Below are 22,695 nucleotides of genomic sequence, written 5' to 3' on the forward strand. Positions count from 1 at the left end.
GTTCAACTGCACTGGTTTACGCATCGCGTCACAGGTGCGGCCAAATCTGCACGGCGGATACGATCTATATCATACCGGCGCGCCAGGGCGGCAAGTACAAACTCACATTGCCGCGCTCGACCTTTCCCGCCAATCCGCTCTTCAGAAATTGCCCGCCTGGGTCACTCCAGGGCGCCGGGGCGCCCCCCTGATGGTATCTTTTCAATAATCCGGGGGAACCCGGGGTAGGGGCATGGCCTTGCGCCTGCCCGCGTGGGCGACCGCAAGGGTGCGCCCCTACAAGATACATGAAAAGGAGGCACTGCATGCAAGCTTCGTCGCCCGTCAGTGCGCCGGCCCCGCCAGGGCTGGCCGAACGCCTGGCGCAACGTGGTATCAGTCGGCGCCAGTTTCTCAAATTCTGCGGCGCCATGGCCGGGGCGTTGGCGTTGCCGCCCCGCTTCGCGCCACGCATCGCCAGCGCCCTGGCTGCAGCCCCCCGCGTCGCGGTCGTCTGGCTGGAATTTCAGGACTGCGCTGGCAACACCGAGTCCTTCCTGCGCGCCAGCGACCCCACCGTGACCGAAATCGTCCTGAAACTCCTGTCGGTCAACTACCACGAGACCATCATGGCGCCGGCCGGCCGTATGGCCGAGAAATCGCTCATGGACACCCTCCATAATAGCCTTCAGATGCCCGGACAATTCATCGCCGTGGTCGAAGGCGCCATCCCCCTGAAGGACGGCGGCGTCTACTGCACCGTGGCCGGGCAGACCGGCGCGCTCAGTCGTATGGGCGTGGGCGCGATCGTCATGTGGGGCTTCCTGATCCTCAGCGGCCGCGCGGGTGCGGCCCTCACGCTCAGCGGCACGCAATGGATATGGGTGCTCCTCACCTCCGTACTCCTCTCGGGCTATGTGTGGACATGGTATCGGGCGCTGCAAACCGCGCCGGCCACGGTCGTCACCAGTGTGTTGACCATCGGCGCCGTCCTCACGGTGGGCCTGAGCATCGTGCTCGAAGGCAAACCCACCACCGGCTTGCAGGTGGCCGGCTCCGCGCTGCTCATCAGCGGCTGTCTGCTGTTTCTCTGGCGACAACTGCGCGCCCTGCCCCGCGCCGAGGCCGCAGCGTGACGGTGGCGCTGTTGACGCCGCCTGCACGCCAAGTCCTACCCAACGGGGACAGCAGCGCCCGGCTGGATGGCCCCCAGGTCTTTGCGCGCTACTCGTTCATGCCCAATCAACTGGGCTACTGCGGCGCGGATGACCCTGGCGCGCTGTTCGACTATGCCGTCGCCGGTATGACCGACACCGGCTTGCGCCTGCTGCTCGGTTCGTTTCAGGGCGCAGTGCCCTACATGAAGCTGATCGCCCAGGGCAATCTGATTGCAGACCCCTTCGATCGCCGCGTGGTCGAAGCCTATTGGATCGGCAACGACTTGCTGAATCACGTCGAAGCACGGGCCTTGCACGCGTCCCTCCAGGCGCGCTTCGCCCGCCAGATGAGCCAAAAGACGCTGGAACTGGTGCTGGGCAAGGCGCCGGCCGGCGCCCGGCCCCACCACAGCTTCCACGTGATCGAAGTGTGCCCGCGCAACGGCTGGCCGCAGGCGCTGGGTTACATGGATAACTGCCGCATCAGTTGGGGGCAGGTGCAGGGCTTGGTTGGCGCCGAACTCCGGACCGCGACGCCGCCGCTCATCTTGCAGGACGGTCAACTCACCCTCGCCGCGCCGGTCATGCGCCAGGTGCTGCGCCAGATTGACGGGCGTGGTTTTACCGACCACGTGCAACCGGGCGACTGGATTTCGATTCATTGGGGTTGGGCGTGTCAAGCCCTGACCGCGGCGCAGGTGCGTCAGCTCGAATACTGGACGCAGTACCACCTGCGCCTTGCCAACCAGACGTTGTAGGTAACTGCTCAGGCGGCCCCCCTGCCCCCCAATCCTGGGGGAGCCGAATGCTTTTCCCCCCAGGATTGGGGGGCAGGGGGGCACTCCGGGCGCTATCGAGACCATTCTCACTGCCTGGCTGAGCAGTTACCGTTATAGGCTCCCTTCAATCAGTTTTTGACCATCCGGGTCAGGCTCTTATCGTAACTGCTGGGTCTGCCTGGAATTCAGACAGGATTCACAGGATTGACAGGATATTCGAACTCTCGTGGCGGTAGTTTTGCACACCACAGAGCAAGAATCCTGTTCATCCTGTTCATCCTGTCAAATCAACTTGCAGGGTGAGCAGTTACCAGACGGAGCCAAAGCCAGATGACAACAACCATCACGGTGGCACAGCCCATCCTCAGCGCCAACGACGCAGTTGCGGCCGCCAACCGCGCGGCCTTCGACGCGGCCGGGGTCACGGTCTTCAACCTGATGGCCTCACCAGGCGCGGGCAAAACCAGCTTCATCCTGGCAACCGCCAGCCGTCTGCCGGCATTCTCCCCCTACCTCCGGCCCGGCGTCATCGAAGGCGACCTGGCGTCGCGCATTGACGCCGATCGCATCGCGGGTCAGGGCATCCCCGTGGTGCAAATCAACACCGGCGGCGGCTGTCATCTGGATGCGCCGATGATCCAGACCGCGCTGCCGGCGCTGCCCCTGCCTGACCTTGATCTGCTCTTCATCGAGAATGTGGGCAACCTGGTTTGTCCGGCCAACTTCGCGCTCGGCGCCCATGCCAACATCGTCATTGCCAGCGCGCCCGAAGGGCACGACAAGCCATACAAATACCCCGGCATGTTCGCCAGCGCCACGGTCGTCATCCTCAACAAGGCCGATCTGCTGGCCGTCTTCGATTTCGAGCTGGACTACTTCGGCCGCGGCCTGCAGATGGTCAATCCGGGCGTGCCGTTGTTCGTGCTTTCCTGTCGTAGCGGCGCCGGCTTCGAGCCGTGGATGCAGTGGCTGGCGTCGGCTGCGGCCGCCAACCGGGAGAGGAAATAGAGCCTTATGTGCCTCGGACTTCCAGGTCGCATCGTGACCATCGAGCCAAACCCGCTGGGCATGACCATGGGCGCGGTTGACTTTGCCGGCAACATTCAACGCATCTGCCTGGCCTACCTGCCTGAGGTGCAGGTGGGAGATTACGTGCTGGCAAACATCGGTTTCGCCACCGCACGCCTCAGCGCCGCCGAGGCGCAGGAGGTCACAACCTTCCTGTGCGATCTGGACGACCTAAATTCAGAGGCTGAGAGCTTGTAGTTCGGCCAATTTGCGTCTTGCGCCAAATGTGGCAGGCTAGTATAATGGTCGTCATGATGAGCACCAACCCACGCGCTACCGTAACGCCGCCAGCCACGTTCGTGATCATCCCCACCTACAACGAGGCCAACAACCTGCCTGCCATCGTGAGCGCCCTCTTTGCGCTGGCGATTGACAACCTGCACATTGTCATTGTAGACGACAACTCCCCTGATCGCACCGGCGATGTGGCCGAACGCCTGCGCCGGACCCATCCGCGTCATCTGCACGTCATGCACCGGCCAGGCAAGCTGGGTCTCGGCTCGGCCTACCGCGACGGCTTTCGCTTTGCCCTCGACCAGGGCGCAGACCTCATCATCCAGATGGACGCCGATTTCTCTCACTCCCCGACCTACCTCACCGAATTCCTGCGCCACATCCAGACCTGTGATGTAGTCGTCGGCTCACGCTACGTCGAGGGCGGCCGTCTCGATCGCAACTGGAGTTGGTGGCGCCATCTGCTCAGTTGGTGGGCCAACGCCATCTACGCCAGGATCATCCTGGGGCTGGGCGTCAAGGACGCCACCGCAGGCTTCAAGTGCTGGCGCCGCGCCACCCTGGAGGCCATCCTGGCCTACCCCATCCGCAGCAACGGCTACGTCTTCCAGGTCGAAATGGCCTACCTGGCGCAGCGCCTCGGTTTTCACACCCAGGAAATCCCCATCTACTTCGAGGACCGCCGCGCCGGCCGCTCCAAGATGTCCAACCGGATCAAGATCGAAGCCGCCTGGCGCACCTGGCTCCTGCGCTGGCGCTACCGCCAGGTTCGTCCCCTGGCCCGCCCCGCGCCGGCTCCGGCGCAATCCCCCAATGGCGCGCCCGGACGTTCATGAGACCGATCCTGGCCGCCTGGCTGCGCCGCTTGATCAGGGGGCCGGCGCTCATCCTCATCGTCCTGCCGCTCCTGTGGTTTGCGCCCGTCCTGTTCAGCAATCGCACCCTGCTGCCGGCCGACAACCTCTTCGATTTCGAGCCCTGGCGCAGCTTGGCCGCGACCTACGGCATCACCGCGCCGCACAACAGCCTGCTCAGCGACCTCCTCCTCGAAAATCTGCCCTGGAAGACCTTCATGCGCCAGGCCCTGGCCGAGCGCCAGCTCCCGCTCTGGAATCCGTACATCTTCAGCGGCGTGCCCTTCCTGGCGGCCGGCCAGCACTCCGCGCTCTACCCGCTGAGTCTGCTCTTCTACATCCTGCCGTTGCCGGCCGCCTACGGCTGGTTCACCGCGCTGCAGCTCGCCCTCACCGGCCTCAACGTCTACATCCTGGCACGCGTCTTCCAACGCTCGCGCCTGGCCGCAACCCTGGCCGGCATCGTCTTCGCCTTCAGCGCGTTCAGCATCGCCAGCGTCGTCTTCAGCATGATCCTGGCCGCCATCGCCTGGCTGCCCCTGCTCCTGGCAATCATCGAAAAGGTGATTCAGAAACAGGCTGAGAAAGGCAACGCGCCCTTCTCGCCCGTCCCCTACATCGTCGGCGGCGCGCTCGTGCTCGGCGTTCAAGTGCTGGCGGGTCACATCGAAATCACCTACTACACCCTGCTCGTGATGGCCCTCTTTGCCCTCTGGCGCCTGTGGACCTTGCAGCGCCTGCTGGCCGCCTGGCGCCCCGTGCTGCGCCTCGCCGCCTGGTTCGCCGTCATGACCGCGCTCGGCCTCGCGCTGGCCGCGGTCCAGCTCTGGCCCCTGGTCGAACTGGTCAGCAGCAGCTTTCGCGCAGGCTCCGCCTCCTACGACCAGGTGGTGGGCTGGGCCTGGCCCGTGCGCCAGTTCGTCACCTTCCTCCTGCCCGACTTCTTCGGCAACCCCTCCCATCACGGTTTCACCGACCTCTGGACGCGCGCCTGGCAGGCCACCCCCCCCATCTTCTGGGGCGTCAAGAACTACGTCGAAGGCGCCAACTACGTCGGCATTCTCACCCTGCTTCTGGCCGGCGTCGCCGTCTTGCTCCACGGCCGCCGCCCGCGTCGCGCCTCTCCGCCTCTCCCCCTCTCCGCCTCTCCGCCTCTCCCCCTCTCCCCCTCTCCCCCTCTCCGCCGCGCCACCGTCCTCTTCTTCGCCGTCCTGGCCCTGCTCGCCCTCGCCTTCGCCTTCGGCACGCCGCTCTACGCCATCCTCTTCTACGGCCTGCCCGGCTACCGTCAACTGCACTCCGCCTTCCGCTGGGTCTTCCCGCTCACCCTCAGCCTGGCCGTGCTGGCCGCGTTTGGCCTGGATGCGCTGCGGGCCGGCGCGGGCCGGCGTGGGCCGGCGCGGCTGGCCTGGCCCTTGATCCTGACCGGCGCTGCCCTCGCCGCGGCCGTCGGCCTCAGCCTGGTCTGGCCCGCGCCCTTCCTGGCCCTGGGCGCCGGCGTGCTCGCCCGTTCGGACCTGGCCCGCGTCGCGTTCAGCGATGGCGCCGCGTTCTGGAGCTACCAGGCGCCCGGTCTGCTCAAGCTGGCCCTGGCCCTGGCCGGCGCCGGCGCGGTCTTGCGCTGGAGTCAGCGGAATGAGAGGCCCGGACCCTTGAGCCGCGGCTGGCCGCTGCTGGCGGTGGCCCTGGTTGCGCTCGACCTCTGGCTGGCCACGGGGGCCTTCAACCCCGCGGTGGATCCAGCGCTGCTGGCGGTCGAGCCGCCGTCCGTCCGTTTCCTGCGGGAGCAGGCCGGCCAGGAGTTGGGGCGCATTACCACTTTCGAGGATGGCAGCACCTCCAAAACCCTCAACGCCAACCTGGGCTGGCTGCTGGGCCTGCAGGATGTGCGCGGCTACGACTCGATCATCCCCCGCCAGTATGTGCAGTACATGCAGGCCATCGAGCCGCAGGGTGGTCTGCTCTACAACCGCATCTCGCCCTTCTACGACCCGGCCTCGCTCACCGACCCGCGCACGCATCTGCTCGGCGTGCGCTGGGTGATGACCGAACTCACCCTCGACCTTCCCGGCTACACCTTGATCTACCCTGCGTCGCCCTCCGTCCCCCCCAAAGTTGGGGGGTCAGGGGGGGGCCTGCCGACCGAGCCGGTCAAGATCTACCGCAACGAGGGTGCTTTCCCGCGCGCATTTGCGGCCCCTTCCGCGGAGTTCGTCCCCGCCGACCGCCTGCTCGACCGCCTGACCGAGGTGGACCTGCGCCAGACTGTCCTCTTCGACGACCCCGCGGCGCTGGGCGCAGCGTCGCCCTCCGCCCCCCCCAAAGTTGGGGGGTCAGGGGGGTTCCTGGCGACCGTGGTCAACATCGCCAGCTACCAGCCCAACGAGATTACCATTTTCGTTGACCTGCCCGCGCCGGCCTGGCTGGTGTTGACCGACGCCTACTTCAGCGGCTGGAAGGCGTACACGCGTCCCCTGGCCGCAGAAGGCGTGCTGCCCGAACAGTCCCTGACCCTCTGGCGCGCCGACGGCAACTTCCGCGCGGTGCATCTGGACGCAGGCAAGCAAACGGTGCGCTTCAAGTACGCGCCGCTGTCGTTCCAACTGGGCCTCTATACCAGTTTTCTGGCGCTGATGACCCTCCTCCTCCTCCTGGGCTGGTGGGCATGGGGACGCTTCTACCGCGGCGAACACGAGGCGCACGAGGTCTCACGCGTCGCCAAGAACAGCCTGGTGCCCATGGGGCTGGCGCTGCTCAACAAAGGCATTGACTTTGCCTTTGCCCTGCTGCGCCTGCGCATCCTCAGCCCGGCCGGCGAAGGCAGCTACACCTTCGCCATCGGCTTCTACGTCATCTTCGAAATCCTGGTGCGCTTCGGCCTCGGCACCCTGCTGACGCGTGAAGTGGCGCGCGACCGCAGCCAGGCCGGTCGCTATCTGCTCAACGTCACGGTCCTGCGCGGCTGGCTGTGGCTGGCCTCCTTGCCGCTGCTGGCGCTCGTCATGCTCGCCTACGGCGCCTGGGGCGGGCTGACGCCGGCGGAGGGCTGGGCGATTGGCCTGTTCGCCCTGGCCCTGCTCTTCGCCGCCATCTCCGATGGCATCAGCGCCGTCTTCAACGCGTTCGAGGGGATGGAATACCCGTCCGGCGTCTCGACCGCCATCGTCCTGGGCAAGGTCGCCCTCGGCGCGCTCGTGCTCCTGCCGCCCCTCTCCTGGGGCTTCGTCGGCCTGGCCGGCGTCTCCGTCGTCATGAACCTGCTGCAGGTCTTCTGGCTGCTGGCCCTCATGCGCAGCAAGCTGCCGCTCGCGCCGCTCACGCGCCGCGATCTCGACCCGACCTTGCAGCGCAGCATGTTGACCGGCTCGCTGCCCCTCATGCTCAATCACCTGCTGGCGCACATCTTCTTCCGCCTCGATGTCTGGATTCTCAAACCGCTGGCGGGCGCGGCGGCCGTCGGCCTCTACGGCGCGGCCTACAAGTACATTGACGGTCTCAACGTCATCCCCTCCTATTTCACGCTGGCGATCTTCCCCTTGCTGTCACGCTACGCGCAGGCCGGCCAGGGCAACGGTGGCCGCGCCGCGCTCCTGCGCTCCTACGTCGTGGCCCTACGCCTGCTCGTCCTCGTCAGCCTGCCCATCGCCATCCTGGTCACATTCATCGCCACCCCGCTGATCGCCATCCTGGGCGGCGCGGCCTATCTGCCCGGCTCCGCCATCGCCCTGCAACTGCTCATCTGGTCCATTCCCATCGGCTTCACCAACAGCGTCACCCAATACGTCCTCATCGCCGTGGATCAACAGCGCTTCCTCACGCGGGCCTTCATCATCGGCGTGGTCTTCAACGTCGCGGCCAACCTGGTCTTCATCCCGATCTTTAATTTATACGCCGCGGCCGCCATCACCGGACTGTCGGAACTGGCGCTCTGCATCACCTTCATGTTCAGCGTCTACCGGCACGTGGGGCCGTTGCCGTGGGGACAAATCGCCGGCCGGCCGCTGCTGGCCGGGCTGGGCATGACCGCGAGCCTGCTCGGCGCACAGCGTCTGGCCCTGCCGCTGCTGGCGCAGATCGCGCTGGCCGCGCTGATCTACCTCGTCATCCTGATCCTCAGCGGAACTTTTAGCGACCCTGACATGCAGACCGTGCGCCGGGCGCTGCCCTTCGCCGGCCGCGCCCGGCGATAGCCCTCTCAGGTCTGGCGCCGCGGCCCGAATGGCGCCGCGGCCCGAAGATGGTATACTTCAGGTAGCGAGGAACATCATGCCAAATCAGACAGTCCAACAAGCTATCCAAATGATGGTAGAGCGATTGGTCGCTCGCTTCGATCCCGAGCAAATCATTCTGTTTGGCTCACAGGCGCGCGAGTCGGCCAACCCGGCCAGCGACGTAGACCTGTTGGTGATCATGCCGTTCAGCGGTTCCAAGCGCGCCAAACAACTTGAGATGCGCGTGGCGCTGCGTGACATCACCATTCCAAAAGACATCATTCTGGCGACTCCGGACGAAGTGACCCGGCGACGCGACATCGTTGGCACGATCATCCGGCCTGCACTGCGCGAAGGGAAAGTGCTGTATGCTCGATCTCCTGAATGATGAAGTGCTCATCGCGCGTCGGCTCCGTAATCAGGTGCATCGGCGCCATCCTGAATTGGTTCGCTAACCTTGTCGCATCTGCGGAGGTGATGCCATGAACACCGATCGCGAACGCAGCCTTTCGATTGGTTCTCTGCCCGCGGAGTCCCCATTTCGCTCTCCTCCCTGCTTTGGATGCGCTGATCGTACGCACTCCTTCTTCACAACTTCTGCGCAAGTCGCGCATCAGATCTTCTCAGCGCGTCGCGATGATGAAGGCGATGAAGGCGCGGCCGGGGTAGTCGAACAGCTCCGGTGCAAACTGACAAGAGAGAGAGACAGAAGATGGAGGAATCAAGCTCATGACGACGACCGCCCACATTCCGAATTTTGGTAGGATCAAACCCCGACGCAAGGGCCTGGCAGCCTGGCTCACGCACCACACCTTCCGCCGACTGGCGCAGCTCGGCGTGTTTCTGTTCATTCTGTTCATTGCCGTCCAGCACCTGCTGGTGGGCGAAGAGAGCGGGACGGTCACCGCGTCCTGGGAAGCCTACTGCCCGATGGGCGGCCTGGAGACGATGGTCAAATATCTGACCACCGGCGGCAGTTTTGTTTCACACACGCACCTTTCCAATATCGTCCTACTGGCGGCCGCGCTGGCAACGGCCCTGCTGGCGCGCAACGCCTTTTGCGGCTGGCTCTGCCCGCTTGGTTTCATTCAGGACATGACCAGCCGTTTCTCGACCCTGGTGCAAAAGCGCGTGCCGGCCGTTCGCCGCGCGGTCAAGACGCTCAAGGCGCGCGGGCAGCGCCTGGCTGTACTCGACCGCTATCTGCGTTTCCTGAAGTACGGCGTTCTGGCCTGGGCTGTGACCGGCGCGGCCGTCTACGGATTCATGGTGTTTCGCGACTACGATCCCTGGGCGGCTCTCTGGAATCTGCTGGAGCTGAGCATTGGCCCGGGCGTAGCCGTGCTGGCGCTGACGTTGATCGGATCGCTCTTTGTGGAACGCCCCTGGTGCCGCTACGCCTGTCCCCTGGGCGCAGCCACCGGACTGGTTGGCGCGCTCAGTCCCTTCTACCTCAAGCGTGAGGTTGAGGCCTGCAAGGCGTGCGCCATCTGCACCAAAGCCTGTCCGATGGGATTGGCGGTCCACACGGCGACGACCATCAAGAGCGCGGACTGCATCGGCTGCCTGGAGTGCGTGGATGAGTGCCCGCGCGAGGGCGCCCTGGAACTGAAACTTGGCCTGCCGGTCTTTGGTCATTGAGCAGCGAGAGGAGAATCAACCGTGAGAGTCAATCCATTTGTTTATGGTATACTGATCTTGACGCTCTTTTTCGGCGTCATCGGCGGGGCAAAGGCGGCGGGGTTCTGGTCCATTTCCGGCCGCATGACCTCAGCGGGCGGCAAAGTCCTGCCGACAGGCGCCAACGCGGAGGAGATCAAGGGCTGGATGACACTGGACGATGTGTCGGCTGCCTACAAGGTGCCCGTGGCGGAGATGCTGGCGGCGCTCAATCTGCCGACCGATACACCCGGCGCGACACAGATCAAGTCGCTGGAGAGCGACACCTTCTCAACGGCCGATTTGCGGGCATGGCTGGCCGCTCGCGCAGGGTCGCCAGCGCCGTGAGGCGGAGGGACCCGCCTCGCGTTCGGAAGACTGGCTGAATCAAAGGATTGGACGGAAGGGGTATGACTGCAAAAATCCTGGTTGTGGATGATGAAGCCAAGATCGTCAAGCTGGTGCGTTCGTATTTGGAACAGGCCGGCTTTGCGGTTGTGGAGGCCGCTGACGGCCAAACTGCGCTGATCCAGGCCCGGCGCGAGCAGCCAGACCTGATCGTGCTTGATCTGGGGCTGCCTGGGCTGGACGGGCTTGAGGTTACGCGCACCTTGCGCCGCGAGCGGGCCACGCCCATCATCATGCTGACCGCGCGCATCGAAGATACCGACAAGATCGTGGGGCTGGAACTGGGCGCGGACGATTACATCACCAAACCGTTCAACCCGCGCGAACTGGTGGCGCGGGTGCGCTCGGTTCTGCGGCGGACCGGGAGCGCAGCGCCGGCGCCGGCGGTTTTGCGCGCCGGCGAAATGGTCCTGGACACGGGCGGACACCAGGCCACCCTCGATGGTCGCATCCTCGATCTCACCCCAACCGAGTTCGAGCTCCTGGCCGTGCTCTTGCAGAACCCCGGACGCGTCTTCACCAGGCTGGAACTGCTCGACCGCGTGCAGGGCGATGCCTATGAGGGCTATGAGCGCACGATTGACGCCCACATCAAGAACCTGCGCGCCAAGTTAGGCGATGACCCACGCCACCCGCGCTTCATCCAAACGGTGTTCGGCATCGGCTATAAACTAGGGGGACTAGGGGGACTGGGAGGCGATCTGTGAACCGCCTGTGGCTCAAGCTGAGCCTGGCCTTCCTCGCGATCTCCCTGGCCGCCATCGGCGTGGTGGCTGTGTTTTCGGCCCTCGCCACCGGCGAACAGTTTCGCCAGTACGTGGTTGCCAGCGGCATGAGCGGTCAACCGGCCTGGGCGCAGACTTTGACCGACTACTATGCGGCCAACGGCAGTTGGGATGGCGTGGAGAGCGTGCTGGCGCAGCTTGGCCCTGGCAACATGGGGCGCGGACGGGCCGGCGCGGCCGGTCCCAACATCGCGGTGGCCGACGCCTCCGGCCGCGTGGTGGCGAGTAGGACCGGAGAGCTTGTCGGCGATGTCCTGCCGGCCAGCGCGCTGGCGCAGGGCGTTGCCTTGACGCTGAATGGCCGGCCGATCGGCGCCCTGGTCAATGTGCGGCCGGCCGATGTGGTGCTCGATGCGCAGGGACTGGCATTCCTGAGCCGCGTGCAGAACTCCCTGGCCTGGGCCGCGCTCCTGGCGGCCGCCCTCTCGCTCACCCTGGGCGTCCTCGTCAGTCGCCTGCTGACCGCGCCGCTGGCGCGCCTGACGCAGGCCGCGCAGGCGATTACCGGCGGCGATCTTTCGCAGCGCGTCGCGGTGCAGAGCCATGACGAGATCGGCGTCCTGGGCGCGGCTTTCGACGAGATGGCTGCCAGCCTGGCTGAATCGGAGACGCTGCGCAAGAACCTGGTGGCTGACATCTCACACGAACTGCGCACGCCCCTGACGATCATCCAGGGCAATCTGCAGGCGATCCTGGATGGCGTCTACCCACTGGAAATGGCGCAGATGGCCGGCCTTCACGACGAAACGCGGCTGCTGACCCGCCTGGTGGATGATCTGCACGATCTGGCCCTGGCCGACGCCGGCCAACTACGCCTGGAGCGGCTGCCGGTCAACCTGACCGAGCTGGCTGCCAGCGCGCTCGATCAATTCGGCCCGGCGGCCGAGGCGGCGGGCGTCAGGCTGGAGTTGGCGGCTGACGACGCCGCGGCCGTTGTGCTGGGCGACGCTGATCGCCTGGCGCAGGTGCTGCGCAACCTGTTGAGCAACGCGCTGCGCCACACGCCCGCCGGCGGCGCCATCACCGTGCGCCTGGCCCACCGCGCCGACCAGGTGCAGATGCAGATCAGCGACACCGGTTCGGGTATTGCCGCGGATGACCTCCCGCATGTCTTCGATCGTTTCTATCGCGGGGACAAGAGCCGCAGTCGCCGCGGCGGCGGCGCCGGGCTGGGGCTGGCGATTGCCCGTCAATTGATCCGCGGCCATGACGGCGCCATCGAGGTTGCCAGCGCCAGCGGGCAGGGGACAACCTTCATCGTGACGCTGCCCGCAGCGCCAGACGACCTGCTGCCCGCAGCGCCAGACGACCTGCTGCACGCAAAGGACGGTTGACCACCCGTCGAGAAAATGATAGAATGTGACCATGACGCGATCGATAGCGGCAGATTGAAAAAAGGCCAACAGATCAGCCGACTTCGGAATGATAGAAATCGAAAGGGGTGTAAAGACATGGTCGCTCTGGAACGAATTCAACAAGTTCTTCTGAGATTGCCTCCTTCCTACCAGACAGAAGTGCTTGATTTCACTGAGTATCTTCTGGCAAAAGCGAAACGCGAGGCAGTGTATCGAGAGGATGATTGGTCGTCGTTGTCGCTCTCCTTTGCTATGCGCGGAATGGAGGACGAAGAGACACCCACCTACGCGCTATCTGACCTCACGGTGGTGTTCGCATGAAACAGGCCGGACAAGTTGTTCTCTTGGGGGCGCCCGGGGGAAGGAGGGGGGAGCCCGCGGGGGGGGGAGGGGGGGGGGGGGGGGAGGGGAGGGGAAGAGAGGGGGGGGGGGGGGCGGGGCGGGGGGAGGACCCCGGGGGGGGGCCGCTTCACACCCCCACCCGCGCCCCACCCCCCCCCCCCCCCCCGCCCCCCCCCCCCCGCCCCCCCCGGGGCCCCCGGCCGACCCCCGCCGGCCCCCCCCCCGCCGCGCCCCCCCCCCCCCGGGCGGCCCGGGCCGGGCCGCGGGGGGCGCGGGGGGGGCGCGCCCGCCGCCCCCCCGGCCCCCCGGGGGGCCCCGCCCCCGCCCCCCCCCCCGCCCGCGCCGCGCGCCCATCTCGCGGATTGGCTGACTCATTTTTGAAGAAAACGTAACCGCTCAGGCATCCGGCGCCGATTACGGCCGCCGAATGAATTCGGGCCGCAGGGGCGTTCCACCCGGATATCACCTGCACGCCCACTACTACCCGACCCTTAGTATCTTACCAGTTTGCATGTAGCTCAAAACACGCGCCATAGCAGTAGATGGAACCACCTATGAATATCGGTATTATCAAACCCATTGACATTGACCAGGAAATGCAGACGGCTTACCTGGATTACGCGATGAGCGTCATCGTCGCCCGTGCGCTCCCCGACGTGCGCGATGGACTCAAACCGGTGCATCGGCGCATTCTCTACGCCATGCATGACATGGGCTTGAGCCATGACCGGACGCACAAAAAGAGCGCCCGCATCGTCGGTGAAGTGTTGGGCAAGTACCATCCGCATGGCGACGCCGCGGTGTATGAGGCGATGGTGCGCATGGCGCAAGATTTCTCCCTGCGCTACATGTTGGTGGACGGCCAGGGCAACTTCGGCTCCGTAGATGGCGACAACGCCGCGGCCATGCGCTACACCGAGGCCCGCCTGGCGCGCATTGCCTCCACCGTGCTGGCTGATCTGGACAAAGACACCGTGCCCTTTGGCCCCAACTTTGACGAATCGCTGCGCGAGCCTATCATCCTGCCGGCCCTCCTGCCCAATCTGCTCGTCAACGGCGCCAGCGGCATTGCCGTTGGCATGGCCACCAACGTGCCGCCGCACAACATCGGCGAAGTCTGCGACGCGCTGATCTATCTGATTGACAACGTCCAACGTATGGACGATGTCAGCATCGAAGACCTCATGCAGTTCATCCAAGGCCCGGACTTTCCCACCGGTGGGCTGGTCTTCCGTTATGGCGGTACCGCCACCGGCGAGCAGGAAGACCTCATCGCTCAGAGCTATGCCGTGGGCAAGGGGCGCTTCGTCATCCAGGCCAAAGCGCACCTGGAAGAGATGAGCCGCAACCGCAATCGCATCGTGGTCACCGAGCTGCCCTACATGACCAACAAGACGCGCCTGCTGGAGCGCATCGCCGAGTTGGTGCGCGATGGCCGCCTGGAAGGCATCAGCGACCTGCGCGACGAATCTGATCGCACAGGGATGCGCATCGCCATCGAACTCACGCGCACGGTGAACGCACAGCAAATTCTGAACGACCTTTTCCGCCTGACGCCCATGCAGCAGACGTTTGCCGTCTCCTTGCTGGCCCTGGTGGACGGTGAGCCACGCCTGCTGTCGCTCAAGAAAATCCTGACCCACTACATCGAGCATCGTCGCGAGATCATTCGGCGCCGCACGGAGTTCGATCTGGCCCGCGCCCGCGCGCGGGCGCACATCATCCAAGGACTGTTGATCGCGCTCAAGAACCTGGACGAGGTCATTCAGATCATTCGCAGTTCGCGCACCGCCGAGACCGCGCGCACCAACCTGATGGGTCGCTTTCAACTGAGTGAAGTTCAGGCGCAGGCCATCCTCGACATGCCGCTCAAACGCCTGGCGCAGTTGGAACAGCAAAAACTGGAGCAGGAGCACAAGGAATTACTGCGCCTGATTGCCAGCCTGGAGGCGCTGCTGGCCTCGCAGGGCAAGATGCTGGCCCTGATTCAAGAGGAACTGCGCCAACTCAAGGCCACGTACGGCGACGCCCGCCGCACGCAGATTGTAGAACGGGCCAAAGGCAAAATGAGCGCGCAGGACCTCTTGCCCGACCAGGACGTGTGGGTGATGGCGGCCCGCGAAGGCACGCTTGCCCGCCGCCCGCTGGAGGAACTGAAGCCCGCCATGCTGCGCAGCCTGGCAGCCAACAGCGACCTGGCGCTACTGCGCGCCAACACGCGCCACGTCCTGGCGCTGTTCAGTCGCGATGGCCGCAGCGTACGCCTGGGGCTGCACCAGGTTAACGAGGTTAATCAGGGCAATCAGGGCAGCGGCAGTCACTGGGCCGATCTCAGCGGCTTCACGCGGCGCGACCGCATCGCGGCCATCGTCACCATACCCCGCAATCTCAACGGCGATAGTTTCCTGGTACTGGTTTCGCGGCAGGGCCGGATCAAGCGCGTGGCGCTGAACGATTTCCTGGACAGCGTCAACCTGGAGCCAACCGTCGTTTTCAATCTGGATGACAAGGACGAACTGGGCTGGGTCATGCTGGCGCCGGCCGGCAGCGAGCTGCTGCTCGTCACCCGCCAAGGGCAGGCCATTCGCTTCAAGGACGAGGATGTGCGTCCCGTCGGTCTGCCCGCGGGCGGCGTCAACGCCATCAAACTGGGCAACAAGGATCAGGTCATCCACGCAGGGTTGGCCGCGCCCGCGGCCGAACTGCTGACAGTGAGCGAACTGGGCTACCTGAAGCGCAGCGCGCTGGGCGATTTTCCCACGCAAGGCCGCGCCGGCAGCGGCGTCGTCGCGCACAGCCTCAACGCTCGTTCCGGTAAGCTGGCACAGGCGGCCGTGGCCGCGCCGGGGGGCCTGCTGGCGCTGGGCGCCAGTCAAGCGTCATGGCACGTCCTGGCCCTGGCCGATGTGCCGCTGGCCGGACGCAACACGCAGGGCAAGGCGCTGCTCTCCCTGGCCCGCGGCGAACAGGTGAGCGGACTGCTGGTGGTGGGTCAGGGGGGGAGCGCTGAGCCAGGTGAGACCAGAGAGACTCCCCCGGCCGCTAACCGACCGCCAAGCAGTGCCGCGCGCGGGGCGAAGGGTCAGGCGCAGCCCGCAGCCGAGCGCCAGTTGACCCTGGCCCTACCGTCAGGCAGGGAGGCGCCGGCCGCCGCAGCCAGGACTGCGCCCGCAGCCAAGCCGGGCAAGTCCACCGCCGCCGCGCCCGTGACAACGATCGCGCCTGGGCCGGGCAAGACCACCGCCGCCGCGCCCGTGACAGCAACAGTCGCGCCCGCAGCCAAGCCAGACAAGACCGCGGCCGCGCCCAAGTCCGCGCCGGGGGCCGCCGCGCCCGTGACAGCAACAGTCGCGCCCGCAGCCAAGCCAGACAAGACCGCGGCCGCAAGTCCGCCGGTGCCCCAAGTCCCGCCGGTCGCCCCCGCAGCCCGCCCCCCCAGGCGGTCGGCCGCCGCCGCGCCGCGCCCGTGACAGCAACAGTCGCGCCCGCAGCCAAGCCAGGCAAGTCCGCGCCGGTGGCCGCCGCGCCCGTGCCAGCAGCGGCCGCGCCCGCAGCCAAGCCAGGCAAGACCGCGGCCGCGCCCAAGTCCGCGCCGGTAGCTGCCGCGCCCGTGACAGCAGCGGCGGCGCCCGCAGCCAAGCCAGGCAAGACCGCGGCCGCGCCCAAGTCCGCGCCGGTAGCTGCCGCGCCCGTGACAGCAACAGTCGCTCCCGCAGCCAAGCTGAGCAAGACCGCGGCCGCGCCCAAGTCCGCGCCGGTGGCCGCCGCGCCCGTGCCAGCAGCGGCCGCGCCCACAGCCAAGCCAGGCAAGACCGCGGCCGCGCCCAAATCTGTGCCTGCGGCGCCGGCCCCAGCGGCGGTTCCCCCGGCCAAACCGGGCAAGTCCACGCCTCTCCGCATCTCCCCCTCTCCCCTTCTCCGCCTCTCCGCCGCCGCGCCCGCGGCCATCACCGAGAAGCCGGTCAGGGTAAGCAGTGTAAGCAAGGCCAGCGCGGCCGCCCAAGAACCGCCATCGCCCAAAGCGCCAAAAGTCAAACGTGTCAAACCATGAAGGGAGCGGCGCGGCGTCGCCACGGAGAGCGACTCAGCGCAGCGCCCAGCGCGTGACGCGCACCCCGGTAACCGCATGCGTGACCACCGGCTCTCCGTGCGCGTCCAGCCACTGCCGATTGAAAGCGCGCCGATCCCACGTCTCTGCCTCCGATTCGATCAACCAGACGTGGTCGGCCCCTTGCACCAGCCGGGTCAGGACCGCGCCGGTGCTGTCGAGTGACACGCGCTGGCGGTCGTTAGTGAACGGCGCCTCACGCCAGGCGTAATCCCAGCCCGCGTAATAGGCGAAGGTGAAGCGACTGTAGGGGTGCAGGAAGATCAGCACATCGGTCGGGCCACGCTGCGCCTGCACGAACGCGGCCGCGGTCCGAAAGTCGGCCTTGATGGGCGTCACGGCCTGGCCGCCCACGCCCACCAGGTTGAGACTCAGCGCCAACAGGAGCGCGCCGGCCGCGAGGGCGCGGCTGCGCTGGGCCACCAGGTAGGCGCCAACCGCACTCAGCAGATAGAACGCCGGGCCGAGGTAGATCAGGTAGCGGTCGTTGAACAGCGGGACACGCAGGGTGATGACAAAGAGCAGCAGCGGCGGTACCAGCAGCCAGGCCGCCAGTATGATGACCGGCCGTCGCCAGGAGCCTGGTTTACCGCCCGCCAGCAGCAGGGCCGCCAACAGCAGAAATACCCAGACGCTCACCAGGCCGATGGTGGGCACACCGCGCATACCGCGGCCAAAAGCCACCAGCAGAATGGCGAACATCCTCGGTAGGGACACGGGGCTGAAGCCGGGGTCGAACGTGGGTGAGGTGAACAGCCGCCATTGCCACCAGACCAGGGGGAGATAGGGCAAGACGAAACTGGCCAGAGCCAGCAGCGCGCCGCGCCAATGCCGTCGCGTGGACGGCCAACCCAGGGCAAAGAGCACCGCATGCACCGGCAGCAGCAGCACGAACATCACATGCAGATAGAAGCCCAGGCTGGTCAGCGCAATATAAACCAACCAGCGCAGGCGGATGTCCGCGGCCGCGGCGGTCAAGGCCCACAGGAGGGCCAACACGCTGCCCAGCGCCAGCGCCACCACCAGGGCGTACATCTTGCCCTCCTGGCTGTACCACACCAGGTAGGGCGACGTGGCGGTGAGCAGCATCGCCAGGGTGGAGACGCCGGCCGCGCCCGCGTGCGCCGTCGCTGTGGCGCCAAAACGCAGCAGACGCCGCGCCAGCACCCAGGTCAGCGGCACGCTGAGGGTTCCCCAAAGCACAGAAGGGAAGCGCAGGGCGGTCTCGCTCTGGCCGAAGACCTGCAGCCAAGGGCGCAGGAGCAGGAAGAAGAGAGGCCCGTTTTCCCCGGGCTTCGTGAACGTGTCCAGGAGTTGCGCCAACGGGCGCGTGGCAAAGCGCAGGGCGTCCACCTCATCACGCCACAGGCTCTGAAAATCAAGGTGATAGACGCGCAGGGCAAAGGCGAGCAGGATGATGGCCCACAAGAGCCATGGGTGACGGCGGCGACCCTCACCCATGGCCCCTCTCCCGCTGGGAGAGGGGAAAGGGGTGAGGGTGCTCCCGGCTGGCCGGCGACCGGGCGACTGTCAGCGCGGCGGCGGGTTGAGTTGAGCGTGGCGGCCGGTGCATGGCAGCTTACTCGGCCGGCCCGCGCCGCAGCAGGAAGAACAGCCCGGAGCCGAGGCCCAAGATGACGAGAATGCCGCAGCCCAGCCAGACGAAACTGAGCGCCTGGATGAGGGTTTGCGCGAACAGGCCGGCTTCACCCGCGGATGCAACGGGCGGTGTGGGTGTGGCGGGCTGCACGAGGCCATCGGTGGCAGGCGGCCGCGGCAGCGGTGGTGCAACCACGGCGGGCAGCAAGGTCGCAGGTAGAAGGGCAGGTAGAGCGGTGGGTGTCATCACCTCGGTTGGGGGCGGCGGCGTATCGGGACTGGCCGGGGTAGGCGTGTCGGTCAGGGCAGGCAGAGTCGCGGTAAGAGTCGCGGTAACGAAAGCCGTCGGCCCAGGCAGCGTGGGCGTGGGTGTCGGCGGGGTGGCTGCGGGCAGGGGAGTGGCCGTCGGCGTCGGCATCGGTGTATCGGTCACGGCGCCTGGGGTGAACGAGGGTGTCCAGGTCGGGGTGATGGTGGGCGTGGGCGTCGCGGTGGGGTTCGTGGAATTCGATTGAAAAGGCAATGGCGCGGCGCGACCGGCTTCAAGTTGCAGGCCGATCAACAGAGAAGCCAGCACCAGCCACAGCAAGCTGCGCGCACCGTGCGTTGCGGTGGCAGGCGCCTGCAGCCGACGTTCAGCCGCGGACCGCGCCACGAGCGCAGTAAGATGGCGGTAACAATCAAGAAAGAATCGAATCACTATATTCACACATCGGCAAGCCCGCGCTTGGGGCCATGAGTGCAGATGACCATCAGGGCGCCAACGCATAAGCGCGCCACTGCTGCTCGAATTCACGCAGGTCGAGACCCAGACGCTGCATCGTGTCGCTGGGCGACAGACCGTCACCCAGGGCGCGCAGGAGGACGGGAATGCGACCGGGGTCGGTGCTGTTAGCCAGATAAGTGACCACCTGGTAGGACTGGGCCAGCGCCTGCGAGGTGCGTTCGATGCTGCCGTAGCGGAATGGCGGCCACAGGGCACTGATGGGCAAGAACTGCCCCTGGGAGGCGACAGTTCCGAACTGTTCGCTGATGCCTGCGGTCATCGCGTTGTCGGGCACAAGGCGCTGCAGTTGCCAGAAGACCACCCCTTGCAGCAGCACCCAGTTGCCATTGGCGAAGTTGCGCGTGCGCAGGAACAGCCCCGACTTCTCCATGGCCAGGCGCAAACTGATGTCATAGGCGACAGTGTCCACCAGCTCTGCTGGCAGTTGACCGTCGAGGCGCACGCCACTGAGCTGCGGTGACGACAGGTGAAAGCGCCCCTCATCGAAGCGCGCCTGCGTGGGTGGTGCGTCCGCATCGAGGTAAAACTCAAGCTGCGGGCTGGCGCCCACGTTGAAATCGAGATGCGTCCGGCTGTAGAAATCCTCGGCCAGGTCACTGAGGGCCTTGACCAGCGCCTCGTCCTTTTCACGGTAGTGAAAGATCAGGTGTCGGGTTTCGAGGCTCCGCTCCTCGCCCCAATACGCAGTGTCGGGCGCGGTGCGTTTCCAATGGCCCGCAACCAGCCGGTAGAACTGGATGCGTTGATAATCTACCTGGTCGTGCTGATAGCGTACCGTGGCCCACGCGACATCGCCGGTCAGGATGAAGTCTTCCAGGGTCAACGTCGCGCTGACGGCGCTGCTGCTCAGTTGATCCATCTGCGTTTTTTGCAGATTTTGCCAGGCGGCATCGCTGTCATCCTGAAACGTAAGGAAAATCTCTTCATCACCGGCCGCCAGCGCGTTGGCCTCGACGGTGATGACTGCCTGCAGGTCGGCCTGTGCGATCTCACGATTACGCTGGGCCACAGCATAGATCACGCCCAGGCTGATGATCGTGCCGATCAGGGCGCCCAGGCCGAGATAGCGCACGACGCGCGTGGCTTCCCAATGCGTGGTGTGCTGCGAGGCAACCTGGCGCCCCTTTGGCTTTTGCGGGAGAGCCGATGCGGCAGGCGGCGCCGACTCCTGGTCCTCAGGCGGTCGCCAATCGTGCCGGGCCGGGCGGTGGTCGCCATCCCCATGACGCCAGCGCTCGTCTTCAGAATCATGCCAATCGAACTGAATGCTCATGGAGCTACCTATCGTCTGCTATTTTCTTGTGCAACAACAGCACATCGCCGGCCCATACGGTGTGAGTCAGGCCGGCCGCGTCCTGAACGAGCAGAGCGCCGTCGGGATTGACACCTGCCACCGTACCGGTGAGCGTCGTGTCCGGCAGCGTCACCTGCACGGTCTGTCCGTAGTATGCCATCCGCTGCGCCCACGCGGCATAGGGTGAATGTCCTGCTTGCAGGCGTGTGTAATGGTCCTCGATGTGACGCAGGAGCGCCTGCAAGAGCGCCAGCCGGCTGACAGGCTGCCCCAACGCCTGGGAAAGGCTGATGGCGGTCGGCGCCAGTTCGTGGTCGGCCGGCAGCGCCAGGTTGACGTTCAGCCCCAGCCCCACGACCGCGTAGGCGATGCGATCGCCCTCCAACTGAGTTTCGGTCAGCACGCCCGCCAGCTTTTTCCCGTGCAGAAGGAGATCGTTGGGCCACTTCAACTGCACAGGCAGCCCGGTAACCTCTTCCACCGCGGCCGCGGCGCCCAGACCCACGCACATGGTCAAGCGGGGGCCTTGTGGCGCGCCAAGCTTGTGGCGCGCTGAGCGCGGGGCGAAAAAGCATGGAGAGCAACAGGCTGGAGCCAGATGGCGCCTGCCAGACGCGTCCCAGGCGTCCCTTGCCGGCCGTCTGCGCGTCGGTCAGCAGCACGAAGCCATCGCCGGCGCCTTGCTGCGCGGCGATATGCACGAGCGGCTGGGTGGAGGGCACGATGGGCAGGTAGCGCAACGGGTGGCCCAGGCGGCGTGTCGGCAGGGTCAACGGTCGGCCCGCGCGCAGCGCCGTGGTCAAATCATCGGGCAGCGTCTGTAAGTCATGCGTCATGCCCATACGATACATCGGTTCTGCTGCCAGGTCAAGAAAGGTAGCTTCCGCAAACAGCACGGTCTGGTTCTGAGTTGACGCTGCGCGGCATATCTGGTACACTGCAAGCGTATCCAGCGACTTCGGACATCATCCGGCAATCGAGAACCCTGATTTCGGGCACGACAGTCGAGACACGGGTTGGGACGAGAAACCGTTCTGGAAGGTAGCATCACCATGTCAATCCTGTGGGCGCCGTGGCGCATGAGCTACATTCGTAGTCATTCCCAGCAACCGATCGTCGGCTGTATCTTCTGTGACAAGCCCGCCGGTGCGCACGACCGCGACGAGTTGATCTTGTTGCGCGGGCAGTACAACTATTTGATGATGAACCTGTATCCCTATAACAATGGTCATTTGTTGGTTGCCCCCTTCGCCCATCGGCCCAGCATCGAAGATCTGCCCGTGGAGACGCTGACCGAGATGATGGTCATGACCAACCAGGGGTTGGCTGCGCTGCGTCAGGCGCTCAAGCCGCACGGCTTCAACCTGGGCGTCAACCTGGGCGCTGTGGCCGGCGCGGGAGTGGCGGAGCATGTCCACATGCACATCGTGCCGCGCTGGGGTGCGGACACCAACTACATGACGGTGACCGGCCGCACACGCGTCATCCCGGAGGCGCTGGAAACTACCTATGAGCGCTTGCTGGCTGTGCTCGACCCCATGGCGCCACCTGATCCCCGCCGGTGAAGGGCAGGCTCTCCTTTCTTCTGATTTCTGCTAGTTTCTGCTGATTTCTGCTAATTTGCCTTGTGATTTTTCCCCGGATCGTGTAAAATGAATCTATCTCACTGTCTCGCGAGAGGAACACCCGCTTGAAACGATTAGGCATTGCCCTGCTGAGCGCCAGTTGCGGTTTGATCGTTGGCGCTGCCGTTCTCTACCTGTTGACCGCTGTGCTGCCAACAACCCCATGGATCGGTCAACTCACTGCCGGCATCCTCACCCTGGCCATCAGTTTTGGCCTGGCGTTTGCCTTGTCGCGACCAGACGGCAGGCCGGCCGGCAACCTGGTCGCCACCCTGATCGCGCTACCCGTGCTACTTGGCGTCTTCCTGGGCTGCGGGCTTGTATGGGCGATGCTGGCGGTTCTGATCACCGGCAGCTAGGCTGTGCGCCGGCATGCCACCTGCTGGCTCCAAACCTGATCCGGGACGCAGGCATTCAGTGCTCGCAGTTCAACAAAGGCTAATAGAGGCCG

21 protein-coding genes are annotated in these 22,695 nt (G+C 65.7%); 17 read left to right on the top strand and 4 right to left on the bottom strand.

The genetic code is table 11. The features are described from left to right. Positions 1-305: 305 nt before the first annotated feature. The 14 genes from IPM84_24690 (at position 306) to IPM84_24755 (ending at position 16,882) form a co-directional block, all read left to right on the top strand. On the top strand, positions 306-1,115 hold the full coding sequence (locus IPM84_24690) for an EamA family transporter (protein MBK9095892.1): 810 nt from the start codon (positions 306-308) through the stop codon (positions 1,113-1,115). A gap of 11 nt (positions 1,116-1,126) precedes the next feature. Next, positions 1,127-1,894: a hypothetical protein gene (locus tag IPM84_24695; protein MBK9095893.1), complete on the top strand. Its 768-nt coding sequence runs from the start codon at positions 1,127-1,129 to the stop codon at positions 1,892-1,894. Between the two features lie 351 nt (positions 1,895-2,245). Next, positions 2,246-2,923 carry a hydrogenase nickel incorporation protein HypB gene (gene hypB, locus IPM84_24700; GenBank protein MBK9095894.1) on the top strand — a complete coding sequence of 226 codons (678 nt, stop codon included), beginning with the start codon at positions 2,246-2,248 and terminating at the stop codon, positions 2,921-2,923. A 6-nt stretch (positions 2,924-2,929) separates the two neighbouring features. Beyond that, entirely contained in the window at positions 2,930-3,181 is a 252-nt protein-coding gene (locus IPM84_24705) for a HypC/HybG/HupF family hydrogenase formation chaperone (protein MBK9095895.1), read from the top strand. Positions 3,182-3,234: 53 nt separating this feature from the next. Further along, entirely contained in the window at positions 3,235-4,053 is an 819-nt protein-coding gene (locus IPM84_24710; GenBank protein ID MBK9095896.1) for a polyprenol monophosphomannose synthase, read from the top strand. Next, positions 4,050-8,261, top strand: coding sequence for an oligosaccharide flippase family protein (locus tag IPM84_24715; protein MBK9095897.1), 4,212 nt, complete (start codon positions 4,050-4,052; stop codon positions 8,259-8,261). The genes IPM84_24710 and IPM84_24715 overlap by 4 nt, the downstream gene beginning before the upstream one ends. 76 nt (positions 8,262-8,337) lie before the next feature. Further along, complete coding sequence (locus IPM84_24720; protein ID MBK9095898.1) at positions 8,338-8,670, top strand: nucleotidyltransferase domain-containing protein; 333 nt, start codon at positions 8,338-8,340, stop codon at positions 8,668-8,670. A gap of 341 nt (positions 8,671-9,011) precedes the next feature. Next, positions 9,012-9,923, top strand: coding sequence for a 4Fe-4S binding protein (locus IPM84_24725; GenBank protein MBK9095899.1), 912 nt, complete (start codon positions 9,012-9,014; stop codon positions 9,921-9,923). Between the two features lie 21 nt (positions 9,924-9,944). Then, complete coding sequence (locus IPM84_24730) at positions 9,945-10,289, top strand: hypothetical protein (GenBank protein MBK9095900.1); 345 nt, start codon at positions 9,945-9,947, stop codon at positions 10,287-10,289. A 62-nt stretch (positions 10,290-10,351) separates the two neighbouring features. Further along, positions 10,352-11,056, top strand: coding sequence for a response regulator transcription factor (locus tag IPM84_24735; GenBank protein MBK9095901.1), 705 nt, complete (start codon positions 10,352-10,354; stop codon positions 11,054-11,056). Further along, positions 11,053-12,468, top strand: coding sequence for a HAMP domain-containing protein (locus tag IPM84_24740; GenBank protein MBK9095902.1), 1,416 nt, complete (start codon positions 11,053-11,055; stop codon positions 12,466-12,468). The genes IPM84_24735 and IPM84_24740 overlap by 4 nt, the downstream gene beginning before the upstream one ends. 117 nt (positions 12,469-12,585) lie before the next feature. Beyond that, positions 12,586-12,810, top strand: a complete 225-nt coding sequence (locus IPM84_24745) for a DUF2281 domain-containing protein (GenBank protein ID MBK9095903.1) — start codon at positions 12,586-12,588, stop codon at positions 12,808-12,810. A gap of 575 nt (positions 12,811-13,385) precedes the next feature. After that, the gene (gene gyrA / locus IPM84_24750) at positions 13,386-16,301 is read left to right on the top strand and encodes a DNA gyrase subunit A (GenBank protein ID MBK9095904.1); all 2,916 of its coding nucleotides are present in this window, start codon (positions 13,386-13,388) and stop codon (positions 16,299-16,301) included. Further along, positions 16,298-16,882, top strand: coding sequence for a hypothetical protein (locus tag IPM84_24755; GenBank protein MBK9095905.1), 585 nt, complete (start codon positions 16,298-16,300; stop codon positions 16,880-16,882). The genes gyrA and IPM84_24755 overlap by 4 nt, the downstream gene beginning before the upstream one ends. Before the next feature lie 33 nt (positions 16,883-16,915). Here the strand turns inward: IPM84_24755 and IPM84_24760 are convergent, their stop codons facing one another. The 4 genes from IPM84_24760 to IPM84_24775 all read right to left on the bottom strand — a co-directional run bounded on the left by IPM84_24760 (position 16,916) and on the right by IPM84_24775 (position 21,136). Then, positions 16,916-18,400 (bottom strand): glycosyltransferase family 39 protein, encoded by a 1,485-nt coding sequence (locus IPM84_24760; protein ID MBK9095906.1) that lies wholly within the window; start codon positions 18,398-18,400, stop codon positions 16,916-16,918. A gap of 118 nt (positions 18,401-18,518) precedes the next feature. Beyond that, complete coding sequence (locus IPM84_24765; GenBank protein MBK9095907.1) at positions 18,519-19,238, bottom strand: hypothetical protein; 720 nt, start codon at positions 19,236-19,238, stop codon at positions 18,519-18,521. Between the two features lie 52 nt (positions 19,239-19,290). Continuing rightward, entirely contained in the window at positions 19,291-20,598 is a 1,308-nt protein-coding gene (locus IPM84_24770) for a hypothetical protein (protein ID MBK9095908.1), read from the bottom strand. A 4-nt stretch (positions 20,599-20,602) separates the two neighbouring features. After that, the gene (locus IPM84_24775) at positions 20,603-21,136 is read right to left on the bottom strand and encodes a biotin--[acetyl-CoA-carboxylase] ligase (GenBank protein MBK9095909.1); all 534 of its coding nucleotides are present in this window, start codon (positions 21,134-21,136) and stop codon (positions 20,603-20,605) included. 25 nt (positions 21,137-21,161) lie between these two features. Here IPM84_24775 and IPM84_24780 point away from each other — a divergent pair, with 25 nt between their 5' ends. From IPM84_24780 to IPM84_24790, 3 genes are all read left to right on the top strand, one after another. Further along, positions 21,162-21,443 carry a hypothetical protein gene (locus IPM84_24780; protein ID MBK9095910.1) on the top strand — a complete coding sequence of 94 codons (282 nt, stop codon included), beginning with the start codon at positions 21,162-21,164 and terminating at the stop codon, positions 21,441-21,443. Between the two features lie 228 nt (positions 21,444-21,671). Next, positions 21,672-22,184 (top strand): HIT domain-containing protein, encoded by a 513-nt coding sequence (locus IPM84_24785; protein MBK9095911.1) that lies wholly within the window; start codon positions 21,672-21,674, stop codon positions 22,182-22,184. 125 nt (positions 22,185-22,309) lie between these two features. Further along, entirely contained in the window at positions 22,310-22,603 is a 294-nt protein-coding gene (locus IPM84_24790) for a hypothetical protein (GenBank protein ID MBK9095912.1), read from the top strand. The last annotated feature ends 92 nt before the right edge of the window (positions 22,604-22,695 follow it).

The organism is Candidatus Amarolinea dominans (assembly GCA_016719785.1).
GTDB classification, from domain to species: domain Bacteria; phylum Chloroflexota; class Anaerolineae; order SSC4; family Amarolineaceae; genus Amarolinea; species Amarolinea dominans.